This is a genomic window from Horticoccus luteus (assembly GCF_019464535.1).
Classification (GTDB): domain Bacteria; phylum Verrucomicrobiota; class Verrucomicrobiia; order Opitutales; family Opitutaceae; genus Horticoccus; species Horticoccus luteus.
The window spans coordinates 3,048,977-3,066,132 of sequence record NZ_CP080507.1; the positions used below are offsets into that span (position 1 = coordinate 3,048,977).

11 protein-coding genes are annotated in these 17,156 nt (G+C 63.7%); 10 read left to right on the forward strand and 1 reads right to left on the reverse strand.

What is annotated here, in order from left to right; translation table 11 throughout:
* Positions 1–16 precede the first annotated feature (16 nt).
* The 6 genes from preA (at position 17) to K0B96_RS12550 (ending at position 7,944) form a co-directional block, all read left to right on the forward strand.
* Positions 17–1,333 (forward strand): NAD-dependent dihydropyrimidine dehydrogenase subunit PreA, encoded by a 1,317-nt coding sequence (gene preA, locus K0B96_RS12525; RefSeq protein WP_220161235.1) that lies wholly within the window; start codon positions 17–19, stop codon positions 1,331–1,333.
* A gap of 4 nt (positions 1,334–1,337) precedes the next feature.
* Positions 1,338–1,820: a four helix bundle protein gene (locus K0B96_RS12530; RefSeq protein ID WP_220161236.1), complete on the forward strand. Its 483-nt coding sequence runs from the start codon at positions 1,338–1,340 to the stop codon at positions 1,818–1,820.
* Positions 1,821–1,923: 103 nt separating this feature from the next.
* Positions 1,924–3,423: a CoA-acylating methylmalonate-semialdehyde dehydrogenase gene (locus K0B96_RS12535; RefSeq protein ID WP_220161237.1), complete on the forward strand. Its 1,500-nt coding sequence runs from the start codon at positions 1,924–1,926 to the stop codon at positions 3,421–3,423.
* 135 nt (positions 3,424–3,558) lie between these two features.
* On the forward strand, positions 3,559–4,941 hold the full coding sequence (gene hydA / locus K0B96_RS12540; RefSeq protein ID WP_220161238.1) for a dihydropyrimidinase: 1,383 nt from the start codon (positions 3,559–3,561) through the stop codon (positions 4,939–4,941).
* 97 nt (positions 4,942–5,038) lie between these two features.
* On the forward strand, positions 5,039–6,538 hold the full coding sequence (locus tag K0B96_RS12545) for an NCS1 family nucleobase:cation symporter-1 (RefSeq protein ID WP_220161239.1): 1,500 nt from the start codon (positions 5,039–5,041) through the stop codon (positions 6,536–6,538).
* 62 nt (positions 6,539–6,600) lie between these two features.
* Complete coding sequence (locus K0B96_RS12550; protein WP_220161240.1) at positions 6,601–7,944, forward strand: aspartate aminotransferase family protein; 1,344 nt, start codon at positions 6,601–6,603, stop codon at positions 7,942–7,944.
* 83 nt (positions 7,945–8,027) lie between these two features.
* Here K0B96_RS12550 and K0B96_RS12555 read toward each other — a convergent pair whose 3' ends face one another.
* Complete coding sequence (locus K0B96_RS12555) at positions 8,028–8,741, reverse strand: zinc ribbon domain-containing protein (protein WP_220161241.1); 714 nt, start codon at positions 8,739–8,741, stop codon at positions 8,028–8,030.
* Positions 8,742–8,908: 167 nt separating this feature from the next.
* On the opposite strand from K0B96_RS12555, the gene gyrB reads away from it, so the two are divergent.
* From gyrB to K0B96_RS12575, 4 genes are all read left to right on the forward strand, one after another.
* Positions 8,909–11,434 (forward strand): DNA topoisomerase (ATP-hydrolyzing) subunit B, encoded by a 2,526-nt coding sequence (gene gyrB / locus K0B96_RS12560; protein ID WP_220161242.1) that lies wholly within the window; start codon positions 8,909–8,911, stop codon positions 11,432–11,434.
* A 74-nt stretch (positions 11,435–11,508) separates the two neighbouring features.
* Positions 11,509–14,088 (forward strand): DNA gyrase subunit A, encoded by a 2,580-nt coding sequence (gyrA, locus tag K0B96_RS12565; RefSeq protein ID WP_220161243.1) that lies wholly within the window; start codon positions 11,509–11,511, stop codon positions 14,086–14,088.
* A gap of 122 nt (positions 14,089–14,210) precedes the next feature.
* Positions 14,211–14,975 carry a histidinol-phosphatase gene (hisN, locus tag K0B96_RS12570; protein WP_220161244.1) on the forward strand — a complete coding sequence of 255 codons (765 nt, stop codon included), beginning with the start codon at positions 14,211–14,213 and terminating at the stop codon, positions 14,973–14,975.
* Between the two features lie 84 nt (positions 14,976–15,059).
* Positions 15,060–17,120: a tetratricopeptide repeat protein gene (locus tag K0B96_RS12575; RefSeq protein WP_220161245.1), complete on the forward strand. Its 2,061-nt coding sequence runs from the start codon at positions 15,060–15,062 to the stop codon at positions 17,118–17,120.
* Positions 17,121–17,156 lie beyond the last annotated feature (36 nt).

Genomic DNA, 17,156 nt, shown 5'->3' on the forward strand with positions numbered 1-17,156 from the left:
TCCGACTTTCCGCTCCATGGCCGATCTCTCCACCAACCTCGCCGGCATCAAGTCTCCCAATCCCTTCTGGGTCGCGAGCGGTCCGCCCGCCAACACCGCTTACCAGGCCCACCGCGCCTTCGAAGCCGGCTGGGGCGGCGTGGTCTGGAAAACCATCGGCGATCCGATCGTCAACGTCGCCTCGCGCTACTCCGCGTTGAACTACGGCCGCGACCGCATGATCGGCCTTAACAACATCGAGCTCATCAGCGACCGCTCGCCTGAGACGAATTTCCGCGAAATCGCCGAGGTCAAAAAACGCTGGCCGCACCACGCCGTCATCGCGTCCCTCATGGTCGACACGCGCGAACGCTGGCACGAATTCGTCCGCCGCTCCACCGACGCCGGCGCCGACGGCATCGAGCTGAATTACGGCTGCCCGCACGGCATGTGCGAACGCGGCATGGGTTCCGCCGTCGGCCAGCAACCCGCCGTCGCCGAAAAAATCACGAGCTGGGTCATGGAGGTCGCGACGATCCCCGTCATCGTCAAACTCACGCCCAACATCACCGACATCACCGCCGCCGCCCGCGCCGCCAAACGCGCCGGCGCCAACGCGATCTCGCTCATCAACACGATCAACTCGATCACCAACGTGAACCTCGACACGTTCGTGCCCGAACCCACCGTCGCCGGCCTCAGTTCGCACGCCGGTTATTGCGGCCCCGCCGTGAAGCCCATCGCGCTCAATATGGTTCAGTCTTGCGCCGCCGACCCCGCCGTCGGCCTCCCGATCTCCGGCATCGGCGGCATCGCCAACTGGCGCGACGCCGCCGAGTTCCTCGCCCTCGGCTCGACCAGCCTGCAAGTCTGCACCGCGATCATGCACTACGGTTTCCGCATCGTCGAAGACATGAACGAAGGCCTCAGCGCCTACCTCGACAGCAAAGGCATGAAGTCGATCAACGAACTCATCGGCCGCGCCGTTCCCACCGTGCAAAAATGGGAAACCCTCGACCTCAACTGGCAGCGCGTCGCGCGCATCGACTACGAGAAATGTATCGGCTGCAACCTGTGCTACATCGCCTGCGAAGACGGCGCGCACCAATGCATCGATCTCCTCTCGCCCGACGAACTCAACATCGGCCTCGGCCCTGGACGCGTCCCGCACAAACCCGTCCCCAAAGTCCGCGAAGAAGACTGCGTCGGCTGCAACCTCTGCAGCCTCGTGTGCCCGGTGGACGACTGCATCACGATGACGGAAATCCCCACCGGCCGCCCGCCGCTAAGCTGGAGTGACTATCAAACCCGCCTCGCCGCCGGCGAAATATCCCCCCTCCCGCCGCATCCGTGATCACGTGGTGAAGCTCCAAAATCCAACATCCAAGCTCCATAGAAGCGCCAAGCTTCAACTGGAAACGAAGCGCCCACCCAACTACGCTGAGGCGAACGGCACGGATTGGTCCGTGGGCGAGGATTCACCTGCGACCGGAAGACATCCCTTTGATTTGGAAGAACGGACGGCTTGTTTCGGCGCAGCCATTATTCGCTTCCTCAAAAAAGTTCCTCACGGACCCAACAACAACCGGTTGATCGACCAACTCGTAGGCTGCGGCACGAGCATAGGCGCCAACTATTGTGAGGCCAACGAAGGCGTTTCCAAAAAAGACTTCCGCAACATCATTGGCCGCTGCGTGAAAGAAGCGAAGGAAACGAAGTTTTTTCTTCGTATGATTGCCACCTCTGAACCCGCGCTCGCCGATCAAGCGCGCACGCTCTACCGCGAGGCGCAAGAACTGCACCTCATCTTCGCCAGCATCTATCGCAATACCAAGCCATGAGCTTCATGGGCCGAATACTACGGCATCTTCCGAGCCTCGCAGCGTGGAGCTTCTCTGGAGCTTGGATGTTGGTGCCTGGAGCTTTCCTCCCTCACAACCTTTCATGACCACCCCGCTCACCCCCTGCCCGCACCTCATCGGCGGCGAATGGTCGACGCCCTCCGGCGCCACCACGCCCGTTTATAATCCCTCCACCGGCGAAGTCATCGCCGAGTGCCCCGTCGGCGGCGCCGCCGAAATCAACGCCGCCGTCGCCGCCGCCGCTGCAGCATTTCCCGCGTGGCGCGAAACCCCCGCCGTCGATCGCGCGCGCATCTTTTTCCGCTTCCGCCACCTCATCGAGCAAAACCACGACCGCCTCTGCCTCAGCGTTTCCCGTGAGCACGGCAAAACACTTTCCGAAGCGCGCGGCGATGTTCACCGCGGGATGGAAAACGTCGAATACGCCTGCGGCATTCCCTCGCTCCTCTTCGGCGACACCCTCGAAAACCTCGCGCGCAACGTCGACTGCGAGACCATCGTCCAGCCCCTCGGCGTTTGCGCCGGCATCACCCCCTTCAACTTCCCCGCCATGGTGCCGCTCTGGATGTATCCGCTCGCCATCGCGTGCGGCAATACGTTCGTCCTCAAGCCCAGCGAAAAAGTCCCGCTCACCGTCATCCTTCTCGCGCAGTTGCTCGAACAAGCCGGCCTGCCCAAAGGCGTGTTGAACATCGTCCACGGCGGGCGCCCATGCGTCGACGCCCTGCTCACGCATCCGCAGGTGAAAGCCATTTCCTTCGTCGGCTCCACCCCGATCGCGAAATACATTTACGAAACCGGCACGCGCCACGGCAAACGCGTCCAGGCCAACGGCGGCGCGAAAAACTACATCGTCGTCATGCCCGATGCCGACATCGCGAAGACCGTCGAAGCGCTCTCCACCGCCGCCTTCGGTTGCGCCGGCGAGCGTTGCATGGCCGGCTCGACCGCCCTCCCCGTCGGCGCCGCCGCCGAGCGGCTCCTGCCCGATCTCATCGCCGCCGCCAACGCGATCAAAGTCGGCCGCACCGATCGGCCCGCCCCCGCCGCCCAACCCGACATGGGCCCCGTCATCACCGCCGCCCACCGCGACCGCGTCCTCAGCCTCGTCGCCGCCAGCGAATCCGAAGGCGCCAAAATCATCGCCGACGGCCGCCGCGCCAAAATCGCCGACGCCCCCGGCGGGTTCTATCTCGGCGCCACGGTGGTCGACGGCGTGCACCCTGACATGACCCTCGCCCGCGAGGAAGTCTTCGGTCCCGTCCTCAATGTCATGCGCATGGACGACCTCGACGCCGCCATCGCGCAAGCCAACGCCTCCGCCTTCGGCAACGGCGCCGCCATCTTCACGAACAGCGGCCGCGCCGCCCGCGAGTTCAAGCATCGCGTGAAAGCTGGCATGGTCGGCATCAACGTGGGCGTCCCGGCGACGATGGCCATGTTCCCCTTCACCGGCTGGGACGACTCCTTCTTCGGCGATCTCCACATTCAAGGGAAGGAAGCCGTGCAATTCTACACGCAGCAAAAAGTCGTCACGAGTCGCTGGTTCGGCGGCGACGTCGGCGACGTGTGGAAAAAATAGAAACTCCAACCTCCACCCTCCAAGCTCCAGAGAAACCTCAACCCTGAGACCTCCAAACCCATCCATGCCAACTTCGAGAATTGAACCCTGGAGCATCTCCGGAACCGGGATGTTGGACCTTCGAGCTTTTTCCTCATGAGCCTGCTGATTAAGAACGGCGAAATCATCACCGCCGACTCCCGCTACGTGGCCGATATCTACTGCGAGGGCGAAACGATCACGCACATCGACCGCCACCTTTCCGCTCCCGCCGGCACCGAGGTGATCGACGCGCAGGGTAAATACGTCTTCCCCGGCTTCATCGACCCGCACGTCCACATCCATCTGCCCTTCATGGGCACCCTCGCCAAAGATACGTATGAATCCGGCTCGCGCGCGGCCTTGGTCGGCGGCACCACCACGCTCATCGAAATGTGCTGTCCCGCACGCCAGGACGACGCTCTGCAATCCTTCGAACAATGGATGAACAACGCCGTCGGTAAATCCGCCTGCGATTTCTCGTTCCACATGGGCGTCACGAAATTTGACGACGCCACCGCCGCGCAGCTTCGCGAAATCGTGCGCCGCGGCATCTCGTCGTTCAAAATCTTCCTCGCCTACAAAGGCGCCTTCGGCATCGACGACACCGAACTCTACCGCGCGCTCAAGCTCGCCAGAGAACTCGGCGTCGTTGTCACCGCGCACTGCGAAAACGAGACCCTCGTCGCCGAACGCTGCAAGGAACTGCTCGCCGCCGGCAAGACCGACCCCGGCCAGCATCACGAAAGCCGCCCGCCCGCCGTCGAGGCCGAGGGCGTGCACCATTTGATGACGTTCGCCGAACTCACCGGCGCCGCCGTTTACATTGTCCACCTCTCCTGCCGCGAAGCGCTCGACGAGGCTATCGCCGCCCGCCAGCGCGGCGTGCGCGTCGGCATCGAAACGCTCATCCAATATCTCACGCTCGACAAATCCTACGCCGAACGCCCGGGCTTCGAAGGCGCGAAATACGTCATGTCGCCGCCCTTGCGCGACGTGCGCAACCAGGAGGTCCTCTGGCACGGCCTCCGCGACGGCCTCATCAACACCGTCGCCACCGACCACGCGCCCTTCGATTTCGCCGGCCAAAAACCGCTCGGCCGCGACGACTTCACCAAGATCCCCAACGGCATTCCATCGCTCGAGGAGCGCATCAACCTGCTCTACACGTACGGCGTGAAACGCGGACGGATCGATCTGCACACCTTCGTCAACGTCGCCAGCACCGCCGTCGCGAAACAGTTCGACCTCTTTCCCCGCAAAGGCGCCATCCAGCCCGGCGCCGACGCCGACCTCGTCGTCTTCGACCCGAATTATCGCGGCAATATTTCCGTCGCGACGCAGCACATGGCCGTCGATTACAGCGCCTTCGAGGGCTGGCCGATCGAAGGTCGCGCCAGCGTCGTCACCGTCCGTGGCCAGGTCGCCGCGCGCGACGGACAATTCACCGGCACCCTCGGCCGCGGGCGCTTCCTGCAACGGAAGCCCAGCCATTTTTAACCCTTTCCCGAATCACATGCTTGGGTGCAAGCCACGCCGCCTCTGCCTTCGCTCCGTGCTTATGCAGTCCGTCCCGTGATTTCCGGACGCCGCTTTTATGTCCACTGAATCCAGAACCAGCGGCACGCTTACCGATCCGTCCGCCGGATCATCCGTCTTAACCACCTCGCCGCTCTACAATGCCGATCTCGCGCCCGTGCCCGCCGAGCGTCGCACATGGACGCGCTGGCACATCGCCGCCCTCTGGGTCGGCATGGCCGTTTGCATCCCCACCTACACCATCGCCTCGGGACTCATCGCGAGCGGCCTGAATTGGTGGCAGGCGCTCCTCTGCGTGCTGCTCGGCAATCTCATCGTGCTGATTCCGATGACGCTCAACGCCCACCCCGGCACCGCCTACGGCATCCCGTTTCCGGTGTTGTTGCGCGCGAGTTTCGGCACCCTCGGCGCCAACCTTCCCGCCCTCATGCGCGCGATCGTGGCCTGCGGCTGGTTTGGCATTCAAACCTGGGTCGGCGGCGCGGCGATTTATAGCACCGCCGCGATTATTTTCGGCTTCGATCCCGCGACCAAAATCGCCCTTCCGGTCCTCGGCCTCTCGCCCGGCGAGTTCTCCTGCTTCCTGCTGTTTTGGGCCATCAACGTTTACTTCATTGTCCGCGGCATGGAGTCCATCAAATGGCTGGAAACGTTCAGCGCGCCGTTTCTCCTCCTTGTTGGCGGCGCGTTGATGCTTTGGGCCTATCACGCCGCGCACGGTTTCGGCCCGATCTTTGCCCAACCCGACACGCTCTTCGCCGCCGGAAAATTCTGGCCCATCTTCGGCGGCGGCCTCACCGCGATGGTGGGCTTCTGGGCGACGCTCTCGCTCAACATTCCCGACTTCTCCCGCTTCGCCCGCTCGCAACGCGACCAAATCGTCGGCCAGGCGCTCGGCCTGCCGACGACGATGACATTCTACTCGTTCATCGGCATCGTGGTCACGAGCGCCACGCTCGTCATCTTTGGCAACGCGATCTGGGATCCCGTGGTCGTCATTGCGAAGTTCGGCAGCAAATCTCTCTCCGCCCTCGCGCTCCTCACGCTCGCCGTCGCCACGCTCTCGACCAACATCGCGGCCAACGTCGTCTCCTCCGCCAACGATTTCTCCAACCTCGCTCCGCGGCGCATCAGTTTCAAACTCGGCGGCCTCCTCACCGCCATCATCGGCCTGGTCATGATGCCGTGGAAACTCATGGCGGATCCGACCGGCTACATCTTCACCTGGCTGATCGGCTATAGCGCGCTCCTCGGCCCCATCGCCGGCATCATGATCGCCGACTACTTCGTCGTCCGCCGCAAGCAGCTCGACGTCGCCGCGCTCTACGATCCGCACGGCGCCTATCGCTTCACCCACGGCTTCAGCCTCGTCGCGCTGCTCGCGTTTCTCCTCGCCGTGCTGCCGTCACTGCCGGGCTTTCTCGTCGCCGTCGGCGCGGTCGCGCCAACGAGCGTCGCGCCGATATTCCTCAACCTCTATAACATCGCCTGGTTCGTCGGCTTCGCGCTCGCGTTCGCCGTTTACCTCGTCCTCCGCCCCCTCGCGCGCCGCGCCTGATGGCGTCTGCTCCACCCATTTCCACCTTTTCCGCCCGTCCTTAGAGTCGCTTCCATTCTCCCATGAAAAACATCCCGCTGCCGCCTTGCGCCCACACCCCTGCGCCTTACACCGGCCCTTCCGCCGGCCAGGTCCTCGCGCAACGCCGCGAATTCCTCAACCCCGGCATCATCACTTACTACAAGCACCCCATCATGATCGTGCAGGGGAAAATGCAGTGGCTCTGGGACGACGCCGGCAAACGCTACCTCGATGCTCTCGGCGGCATCGTCACCGTCAGCGTCGGCCACTGCCACCCCCATGTCGTCGCCGCCGCGCACCAGCAGAACGAACTGCTGCAACACGCCACCACGCTTTACCTGCATCCGAACATCGGCGAGTTCGCCGAGAAGCTCGCGTCCACGCTCCCCGGCGATCTCAAGGTCTGCTACTTCGTCAACTCCGGCTCCGAAGCCAACGACCTCGCCCTCCTCATGGCGCGGCTCTACACCGGCAACTACGACGTGATCGCCCTGCGCAACGCCTACCACGGCGGCAACGCCGCGGGCATGGGTCTGACCGCAAACTCCAATTGGAAATTCAATGTCCCGCATAGCTTCGGCGTGCATCACGCCCAGACGCCCTATTCCTATCGCGGCGTCTTCGGCTACGACGATCCCGACGCCGGCCGCAAATACGCCGACGACGTCAAACAGGTGATCGACTACGCCACGTCCGGCAAAATCGCCGCATTCATCGCCGAATCGATGCAAGGCGTCGGCGGCTTCGTCGAGTTTCCCGCCGGCTATCTCCAGCACGCCTACGGCCACGCCCGCGCGGCGGGCGGCGTGTGCATCGCCGACGAAGTGCAAACCGGTTTCGGCCGCACTGGCACGAATTTCTGGGGCTTCCAAAATCACGGCGTCGTGCCCGACATCGTCACCATGGCAAAAGGCATCGGCAATGGCGCGCCCCTCGCCGCCGTCGTCACCACCCCGAAAATCGCCGCGATGCTCACGCAAAAGACGCATTTCAACACCTTTGGCGGCAACCCCGTCGTCTGCGCCATTGGCACCGCCGTCCTCGACGTCATCGCCCGTGAAAAGACGCAGCAAAACTGCCTCGAACTCGGCCGCCACCTCCTCGCGGGACTGAACAAGCTCAAAGAGAAACACGCGCTCATTGGCGACGTGCGCGGCCAAGGCCTGATGGTCGGCCTCGAGTTCGTGAAAGATCGACAGACCAAAGAGCCCGCCAAAGAGGCGTGCCAGCAAGTCGTCGAGAACTGCCGCGAACTCGGCCTCCTCGTTGGCAAAGGCGGCTTGTGGGGCCAGACCATTCGCATGGCTCCGCCGATGAACATCACGAAAGCCGACGCCGACTTCATCCTCGCCGTGCTCGACGAAGCCATCGGCGCCGCCGCATAAAATCAGCGGCCGTGCGGTGCTTTCCACGATCCGGCGCGTGTCGTCTCGCGCGCCGGAAAAAAAACCGGCCGCGCCGCCCCGCCTCAGCCTTCCCAATACAGGATCCGCCCGCACTGATCGCAGGTGGCCAGCTTGCCATCGCTGTGTCGGTTGCGCGCCTGCGACTCGACTTCGCCCGAGACCTTCAAGTGACATCCCCCGCATTTGTTTTCGCGCATCGGCGCGCATACCGGAAACGTCCGCGTCGCGATGCGATCGTAAATCCGTAACACCGGCTCCTCCACCGGCGCCCGCGCCGTCGTCCGCTCCGCCTCCGCCCCCTTGAGCTCCTCGCGCAAGGTCGCCACCCGCTCGTTCAACATCCGGATGCGGCTCTCGTGCGCCGCCACGTTCTCCTTCGACACCTTATCCGCGGCCGCAAGCCGCGCCTTTGCCGCGTCGATCTCAAACATCACCGCGAGTTCCTGCTCTTCCAGGCCGCCGATCGCCGCCTGCGTCGTCGCGATCTCGTTCCCGAGCGCCTGATATTCGTCGTTTTTCCGCACCTGCGATTGGTGCGTTTTGTATTTGGCCAGGCGCCCCTCGGCCTGACCGATCTCCGTTTCGATCCCCTTTTTCTTCACCTCCAAATCGCGTAACTCCACCCGCCCCGCCTCCATCGCCGCCTTTTCCGCCGCAATCTTGGCCTCCACCGTCGCCACTTCTCTCGGCATACCAGTAATTTGCGCCTCCAACGATCGGCAGCGGCCATCGCGATCCTGCAAGATTAACAACTTCTCCAGCACGGGCGTCAGCATGTTGGCCGCAGCGTGCCGCCCCCTCGTCCGCCGGCAATCCTTTTAACTGTTTTCCGACGCAATTTTCCGGCCTTTTCCGACGCGAAAAAACCCCAAAATACTCCTCGCGTCACCGAGCCGTTTCGGGTCGAATTTCCCCTTTAATTTTCGCCCTTAACTCATCGCTCATGTCCGACACTCCCGAGCCGCAAAATTCCGCTAAATTACAGGCCGGCGCCGACGCTTACGACGCCTCCAAAATCCAAAAACTCGAGGGCCTCGAGGGCGTCCGCAAACGCCCCGACATGTATATCGGCGACACGAACGAGCGCGGCCTGCACCACTGCGTTTTCGAGGTGGTCGACAACTCCATCGACGAAGCGCTCGCCGGCTTCGCCTCCGCCGTCAACGTCACCATCCATCTCGACGGTTCCTGCTCCGTCGAAGACAACGGCCGCGGCATCCCGGTGGACATCCACCCGGTTTACCATATTCCGGCGCTCGAACTCGTCCTCACCAATCTCCACGCCGGCGGCAAATTCGGCAAAGGCGCGTATCAGGTGTCCGGCGGCCTCCACGGCGTCGGCGCGAAATGCGTCAATGCCGTCTCCGAATGGTTCGAGGCCGAAGTCCGCCGCAACGGCAAGGTGCACCAGATGCGCTTCGCCCAAGGCAAGACCACGCAAAAAATCGCGGTCATCGGCGACACCAAGAAAACCGGCACCAAGATCACGTTCAAACCCGATCCGGAGATCTTCAAAACCACGCGCGAATTCCAATACGATATTCTCGCCAAACGCCTGCGCGAGCTGGCGTTTCTCAATCCCGGCATCCGCATCGAGCTGCGCGACGAACGCTCCCAAAAGAACGACTCCTTTTACTTCAAGGACGGCATCACGGAGTTCGTCCGCTTTCTCAACCAGAACAAAAACGTTCTGCACGACAAGCCGATCACCTTCAGCGACTCCGCGCCCAACGAGACCAATCCCGCCCTCCCCAACATCGTCGTCGATGTCTCGTTGCAATATAACGATTCCTACAACGACCAAGTCTTCGCCTACGCCAACTCGATCTACAACATCGAGGGCGGCACGCATCTGAGCGGCTTTCGCACCGCCCTCACCCGCGTGATCAACAGCTACGCCAAGGCCAATAATCTCCTCAAGGAAAAGGATCCGCCCATCACGGGTGAGGACGTCCGCGAAGGTCTCGTCGCCGTCATCTCCGTCAAAGTCCCCGAACCGCGTTTCGAGGGCCAGACCAAGACCAAGCTCTCCAACGGCGAGGTCGACGGCATCGTGCAAAAGATCGTCGGCGAAAAGCTGCGCTTCGCGCTCGAAACCACGCCCGGTCTCGCCAAACGCATCATCGACAAGACCCTCATGGCCGCCCGCGCCCGCGAAGCCGCGCGCAAAGCCCGCGAGACGATCCGCAAGGGCGCCCTCTCCGGCGGCGGCCTCCCCGGCAAACTCGCCGACTGTTCCGAACGCGATCCCGCGCTCACCGAACTCTACATCGTCGAGGGCGACTCCGCCGGTGGCTCCGCCAAGCAAGGCCGCGACCGCCGCTTCCAAGCCATTCTTCCGCTCCGCGGCAAGTTGATCAATTCCGAGAAGGCGCAGCTCGACAAGGTCCTCAACAATGAGGAAATCCGCACTCTCATCACGGCCATCGGCACCGGCATCGGCACCGGCGAAGACGATCACGCGTTCAACGAAAACAAAGCGCGTTACCACAAGATCATCATCATGACCGACGCCGATGTGGACGGCTCCCACATCCGCACGCTGCTCCTCACGTTCCTTTATCGCCAGATGCGCGGCCTCTTCGACCGCGGCTTCGTCTACATCGCCCAGCCGCCGCTCTACAAAATCAAGCGCAAGAAGCGCGAGCAATACATCGACAACGATGAACAGCTCAACCGCATCCTCCTCGAGCTCGGCTCGGAGGACCTCGTGTTGACGCGCCTGCGCGACCAGCACGTGTTCGCGCCCGGCCAGATCGATCAGATCGTCGAAAACCTCGCCGCCCTCGAAAAACTTGGCGCCGGCGTCACGCGTTACGGCGCCTCGCTCCCCGAATATCTCAACCGCCACGAGCCCGAGACGCAGGAACTCCCGCGCTACATCGCGCGCATCCGCGAGGGTAACAAGGAGTCCTTCGAATTCCTCCGCGACGAGCATGCGCGCGCCGCTTTCGTGCAGGAGCACGGCCTCGATGCCGATCTCTTCGAGCAGCCCGATAACGCCGTCGCCGGCGAAAAGAAATCCTCCGCGCCCGCGAAGCGCATCACCATCCACGAGATCTTCGAAAGCACCGAGATGGCGAAACTCCTGAAAGCCGTCGCCCGCATCGGCCTTGATATCACTCGCTTCAACGCGACGGAAGAGCCGCGCTATCTCCTCACGGAAAATCCCGGCCAGAAGTCCGAGGCCAAGTCGGAGCTTTTCTCCCCCCTCGACATCGTCGCGCACATCCGCGCCAACGGCCGCAAGGGCCTCTCCATTCAACGTTACAAAGGTCTCGGGGAAATGAACCCGAAACAGCTCTTCGAAACGACGATGGATCCGGAAAAGCGCCGGCTCCTCAAAGTGTCGGTCAACGACGCCGCGAAAGCCGACCAGCTCTTCACGCTGCTGATGGGCGACGAAGTCCCGCCCCGCCGCCAATTCATCGAAGACAACGCCCTCAACGTGCAATACCTCGACGTCTGAGCCTTCGTCAGCGCCTCAGCGTTTCCTTGCTCCGACCCACCCGTCTTCGCGCTTCACCCGACCTCTTTCCCTGAATGTATACAGCGAGCGAAAAACTCTCCTCGGCCAACATCACCGACATCATGCAGACGGCCTACATCGATTACTCGATGTCGGTCATCATCTCGCGTGCGCTGCCGGATGCGCGCGACGGCCTCAAGCCCGTCCAGCGCCGCATCCTTTACGCCATGTTGCGCGAAGGGCTCGTCCACAATCGCCCCTTCGATAAGTGCGCCGGCGTCGTCGGTGAAGTGCTGAAAAACTATCACCCGCACGGCGACTCCTCCGTTTACGACACGCTCGTGCGCCTCGCGCAGACATGGGTCATGCGTTACCCGCTCATCGATCCCCAAGGCAACTTCGGCTCCGTCGACGGTGATCCGCCCGCCGCTTATCGTTACACGGAGGCCCGCCTCAACGCCATCGCCGAGGACCTGCTCAAAGACATTGAGGAGGACACCGTCGATTTCGTTCCGAACTACAAGGAGTCGACCACCGAGCCGACCGTTCTCCCGTCCGCGCTGCCCAATTTGTTGATGAACGGCTCGACGGGCATCGCCGTCGGCATGGCCACCAACATCCCGCCGCACAACCTCGACGAGATCATCGACGCCACCTGCGCCATCATCGACAACCCGCGCATCTCCGTCGACGAACTCTGCACCATCGTGCAGGGGCCGGATTTCCCGACCGGCGGCGTCATCTCCGGCCGCGAAGGCATCCTGAGTTATCTCAAGACCGGCAAGGGCATCGTCCGCACTCGCGGCAAAGCCCACACCGAGGAGCTCAAGGGCGGCATGGAGCAGATCGTCATCACGGAGATTCCGTATAACGTTAACCGCGCCAACCTCGTCACCCGCATCGCCGAGCTCGTCAGCGACAAACTCATCGACGGCATCCGCGACCTGCGCGACGAGTCCGACGAAAACACCCGCATCGTCATCGAGCTGAAGCGCGGCGAACAGTCGCGCGTCGTCATCAACCAGCTTTTCCAGAAGACGGCCCTCGAGTCGTCCTTCGGCGTCACCCTGCTCGCCCTCGACCAGAAGCGGCCGAAGCAGATGAACATCAAGGAACTCATCGAGTGCTACATCGAGCACCGCCGCGATGTCGTCACCCGCCGCACGCGTTTCCGCCTCAAACGTGCCGAGGAACGCGCGCACATCCTCGAAGGCTACATCATCGCCCTCGATAACCTCGACGACTTCGTCAAAATCATCCGCGCCTCCGCCAATCGTCAGGAGGCCAAGGAGCGCTTGATGGCGAAGTATCCGCTCTCCGAGCGCCAGACCGACGCCATCCTCGAGTTGCGTCTCTATCAACTCACCGGCCTCGAACGCGGCAAGATCGAGGCCGAATACATGGAGTTGATGAAGCTCATCGAAGAGCTCCGCAGCATTCTCGACTCCGAGACCAAGCTCCTCGCCCTCATCAAGTCCGAGCTCCTCGAAATGCGCGCGAAATACTCCTCGCCGCGCCGCACCGAAATCGTCGGCTCCGCCGCCGAGTTTCGCATGGAGGACGTCATTCCCAACGAGGGCTGCGTCATCACCGTCTCCCACGCCGGCTTCATCAAACGCACGCCTGTCGCCGACTACCGTTCCCAACGCCGCGGCGGCAAAGGCGTCATCGGCGCCGAGACCTACGATGAGGATTTCGTCGAAAATCTCTTCACCGCGTCCACGCACGATTACATCCTTTTTCTCACAAGCACCGGCCAGTGCCTCGCGAAAAAAGTCTACGACGTGCCCGAAGGCACCCGCACCTCCAAGGGCAAATCCGTTTCGTCGTTCCTGCGCCTCGGCCAGGGCGAGACGATCGCCGCCATGCTCTGCGTGAAAGACTTCGCCAATGATCGCTTCCTCGTCATGGGGACGAAACGCGGCGTCATCAAAAAGAGCGCGCTCGCCGACTACGCCAACGCCACCCGCGAAGGCGGCCTCATCGGCATCAACCTCGCCGAAGGCGACAGCGTCATCGGCACCGTCCTCACCACCGGTAACGACGAACTCATCCTCGTTTCACACCAAGGCCTGGCCGTGCGCTTTCGCGAACGCGATCCCGAGAGCGGCATCGAACTCTTCCGCGCCACCGGCCGCGCCACGGGCGGCGTCACCGGCATGCGCTTCAAACTCGAAAGCGACTTCCTCCAAGCCATCGAAGTCGTCGATCACGAGGCGAAATTCCTCGTCGCGAGCGAAGCCGGCCTCGGCGTGCGCACGCGCTTCGAAGACTACCGCCTCATCAACCGCGGCGGCTCCGGCGTCTGGGCGATCGACCTCCCCGAAGACGGCTCGATCAATCTCGCCGGCGCCTTGAGCATTCGCGACACCGATGAAATCATGCTCCTCACCGCCAAGGGCCAGAGCGTGCGCTGCCCGGTGAACACGATTCGCGAAGTGCACCGCGGCGGCAAGGGCGTGCGCCTCGTGACCCTCGCCGAGGGCGACAAGCTCCTGAGCATCGCCCGCATCGTCGAGACCGACGAAGAGCAGGCCGCCAACGAAGCGTCCTCGGAATCCACGGATGCGACGTCGCCCGAAACGCCGGCCTCTGACGCCGCCCCGGAATCCACTGCGCCGGGAGCGACGCCACCGCCCGAACCGGCGACCTGAGTTCATTCGCTCGCCTTCCCGCCGCCGCTCCTCACCGAGCGGCGGTTTTTTTTGCGCACCCCCCGGCCGGATCCCCTCGCTTTTCAATCGATTCGGTCCGCGCAACTTTTCACCCTCCCGCCATGGACGTCGCGCCTTACCGCTCCTTCATGCAGGAACTCGCCACCCGCAGCGGCGAATTCATCCGCCCGTTTTTCGGCCGTCCCGACCTCGTCGTGGAAACCAAGAGCGACGCCAGTCCCGTCACGGCCGCCGATCGCGGCGCGGAGGAACTCCTTCGCCAACTCATCGCCGCGAAATTTCCTGCGCACGGCATCCTCGGTGAGGAACTCGGCGCCGAAAACACCGACGCCGAATTCGTCTGGGTGCTCGACCCGATCGACGGCACGAAGTCGTTCATCACCGGCGTCCCGCTGTGGGGCACGCTCATCGCGCTGCTCCACGACGGCCAGCCCATCCTCGGCTGCATCCACCAGCCGATCCTCGGCCAGCTCCTGCTCGGCGACGGTGCCACGACCACGCTCAACGACCGCCCCGTGCGCTGCCGCGCCGTGACGCGCATCGAGGAAGCCACGCTGCTGACGAGCGATCCGTTCAATCCCGCGAAGTACCAAAATCGCACCGCATTCGAAGCGCTCGCCGCGCGCGCGCGACTCGTCCGCACTTGGGGCGATTGTTACGGTTACCTGCTGGTCGCCTCCGGCTATGCCGACGTAATGCTCGACCCCATCATGAACCCGTGGGATATCGCCGCACTCGTCCCCATCATCCGCGGCGCCGGCGGCACGATCACCGACTGGCAAGGCGCCGCGCCCTTCCCCGCCGAGTCCACGATCGCCGCCGCGCCCGGGCTTCATGCCGAGGTAGTGGCCGCATTGCGCCGTTAACCCCTTCCACCGCGCCCGCGCCCGGCCATCGCCCGCGCGCCCCAAAATTGTAGCCCACCGCCTTTGCCGTCATCGAATAAGTTTATGCCCGTCGCGTCCGGACATTCTACGTCGGTTCGCCCCCTCGCTCCGCGATCGGCCGCGCACAACCCCTGGCTCGTGCTCGCCGCCGCTCTGGTTCTCGGGGCCGCGATCTTCCTCGTTTACGCCAACGTTCTCTCCGCGCCTTTTGTTTTCGACGATTCGAGCGCGATCGTGGACAACCCGTCCATCCGCCATCTCTGGCCGCCTGGCGACGCGCTCACTCCGCCCACCACCGCCGCCGGCGCTGTGGGTCGGCCCATCGTCAATCTCTCCCTCGCGCTCAACTACGCCATCGGTGGACTCGAGGTTCGCGGTTACCATCTCTTCAATCTCGCCCTTCATTTCGCCGCCGCGCTCACCCTTTTCGGCCTCGTGCGCCGCACGCTCGTCCGGCCGACGGTGCGCGATCTGTTCGGTGCCGATGCACTCTGGCTCGCTTTCGGCATCGCCCTCTTGTGGGCGGTGCACCCGCTGCTCACCGAGTCGGTCGCGTCGGTGATTCAACGCTCGGAATTACTCGGCGCGCTTTTTTATCTCCTCACCCTTTACACGTTTGTCCGGAGTGTTGAAGACAACGCCTCCCGCGGTTGGGCCGCGCTCAGCATCGCCGCCTGCGTGCTCGGCGTCGCCGCGAAGGAAATCGTCGCGACCGCTCCGCTGGTCGCGTTGCTCTATGATCGCACGTTCGTCGCCGGCACATTTCGCGCGGCGTGGATTCGCCGGCGCTGGTTTTATGCCGGTCTCGCGGGATCCTGGCTGCTGCTCGCTCTGCTCATGGCGTCCAATCACGATCGGGGCGGCACCGTGGGCTTCGGCCTCGGAGTGAGCGTATGGCACTATGCGCTCACGCAATGCCGCGCGCTGGTGCTCTATCTTCGCCTCTCGCTGTGGCCCGCGCCGCTGGTCTTCGATTACGGCACGTCGGTTGCGCAAACCCTCGGCGCGGTTTGGTGGCAGGCCGTGCTGCTCGTTGCCCTCCTCGCCGGCACGGTCTTCGCCCTCGTGCGCCGGCCACGTGTGGGTTTCCTCGCGGGCGGATTTTTCGTGATCCTCGCGCCCAGTTCCAGCTTTGTGCCGCTGGCCACGCAAACCATCGCAGAGCACCGGATGTATCTGCCGCTCGCGGCGGTCGTGTCGCTCGCCGTGCTCGGCGCTTACCGCCTCGGCCAACGCTGGGCGCTCGCCGGTGTCGCGGCGCTGAGCTTGGTCGCCGCCGCCGCCACCGTGGATCGCAATTTTGACTATCGCTCCGCCATTGCGCTCTGGACGGATACTGTCGCGAAACAACCCGACAACGCCCGCGCGCACGTCAACCTCGGCAACGCCCTCGCCCTCGACCGACAAGTCGACGCCGCCCGCGCCGAGTTTCAACGCGCCTTGGATCTCGAGCCGCGCAACGCGCAGGCGTGTTTCGGCCTCGCCAACGCCCTCGTCGCGCGCGGTCAGTTCGCCGCGGCGGTCCCCCTCCTGCGGATCGCTCTCAGCGTTGAGCCCGACTATCCGCTCGCCGACTACGCCCTCGGCGATTGCCTCGTTCACCTTGGACAACTGGACGACGGACTCGCTCACTACCAACGCGCCGCGCAGCACCGGCCGGACGATGGCGATATTCTCCACGCCTATGCCAGCGCGCTGGACTTCGCCGGACGCGACGAAGCGGCCCTCGCGCAATATCAAGCCGCCCTGCGTCTCGCGCCGCACGATGTCTCGCTCCATCAGGAAATCGGCATGCTACTGGGGCGCATGGGACGGCCGGCCGAGGCGCTGCCCCATCTGCAAACCGTCGTGCAACGCGAGCCTGGCAATACGGCCATCCGCTTCGCGCTCGCGCACGTCCTCCTTGTCACCGACCGGGCCGACGAGGCCGCGCGTGAATTTTCCACCGTCGTGCGTGCGCAACCCGATGTCGCCGATGCGCACAATGGCCTCGGCCTCGCGCTCGCGGCCCTGCATCGCTGGGCGGAAGCACGTGCTGAGTTCGCGACGGCTTTGCGCCTCGACCCCACGCTCGACGAAGCACGCCAGAATTTAGCTCGCATGAACGCGGCGTTGAACCGCTGACTCGCTCCGCACGTCTGGCCGGTGCGCCTGCCGCGG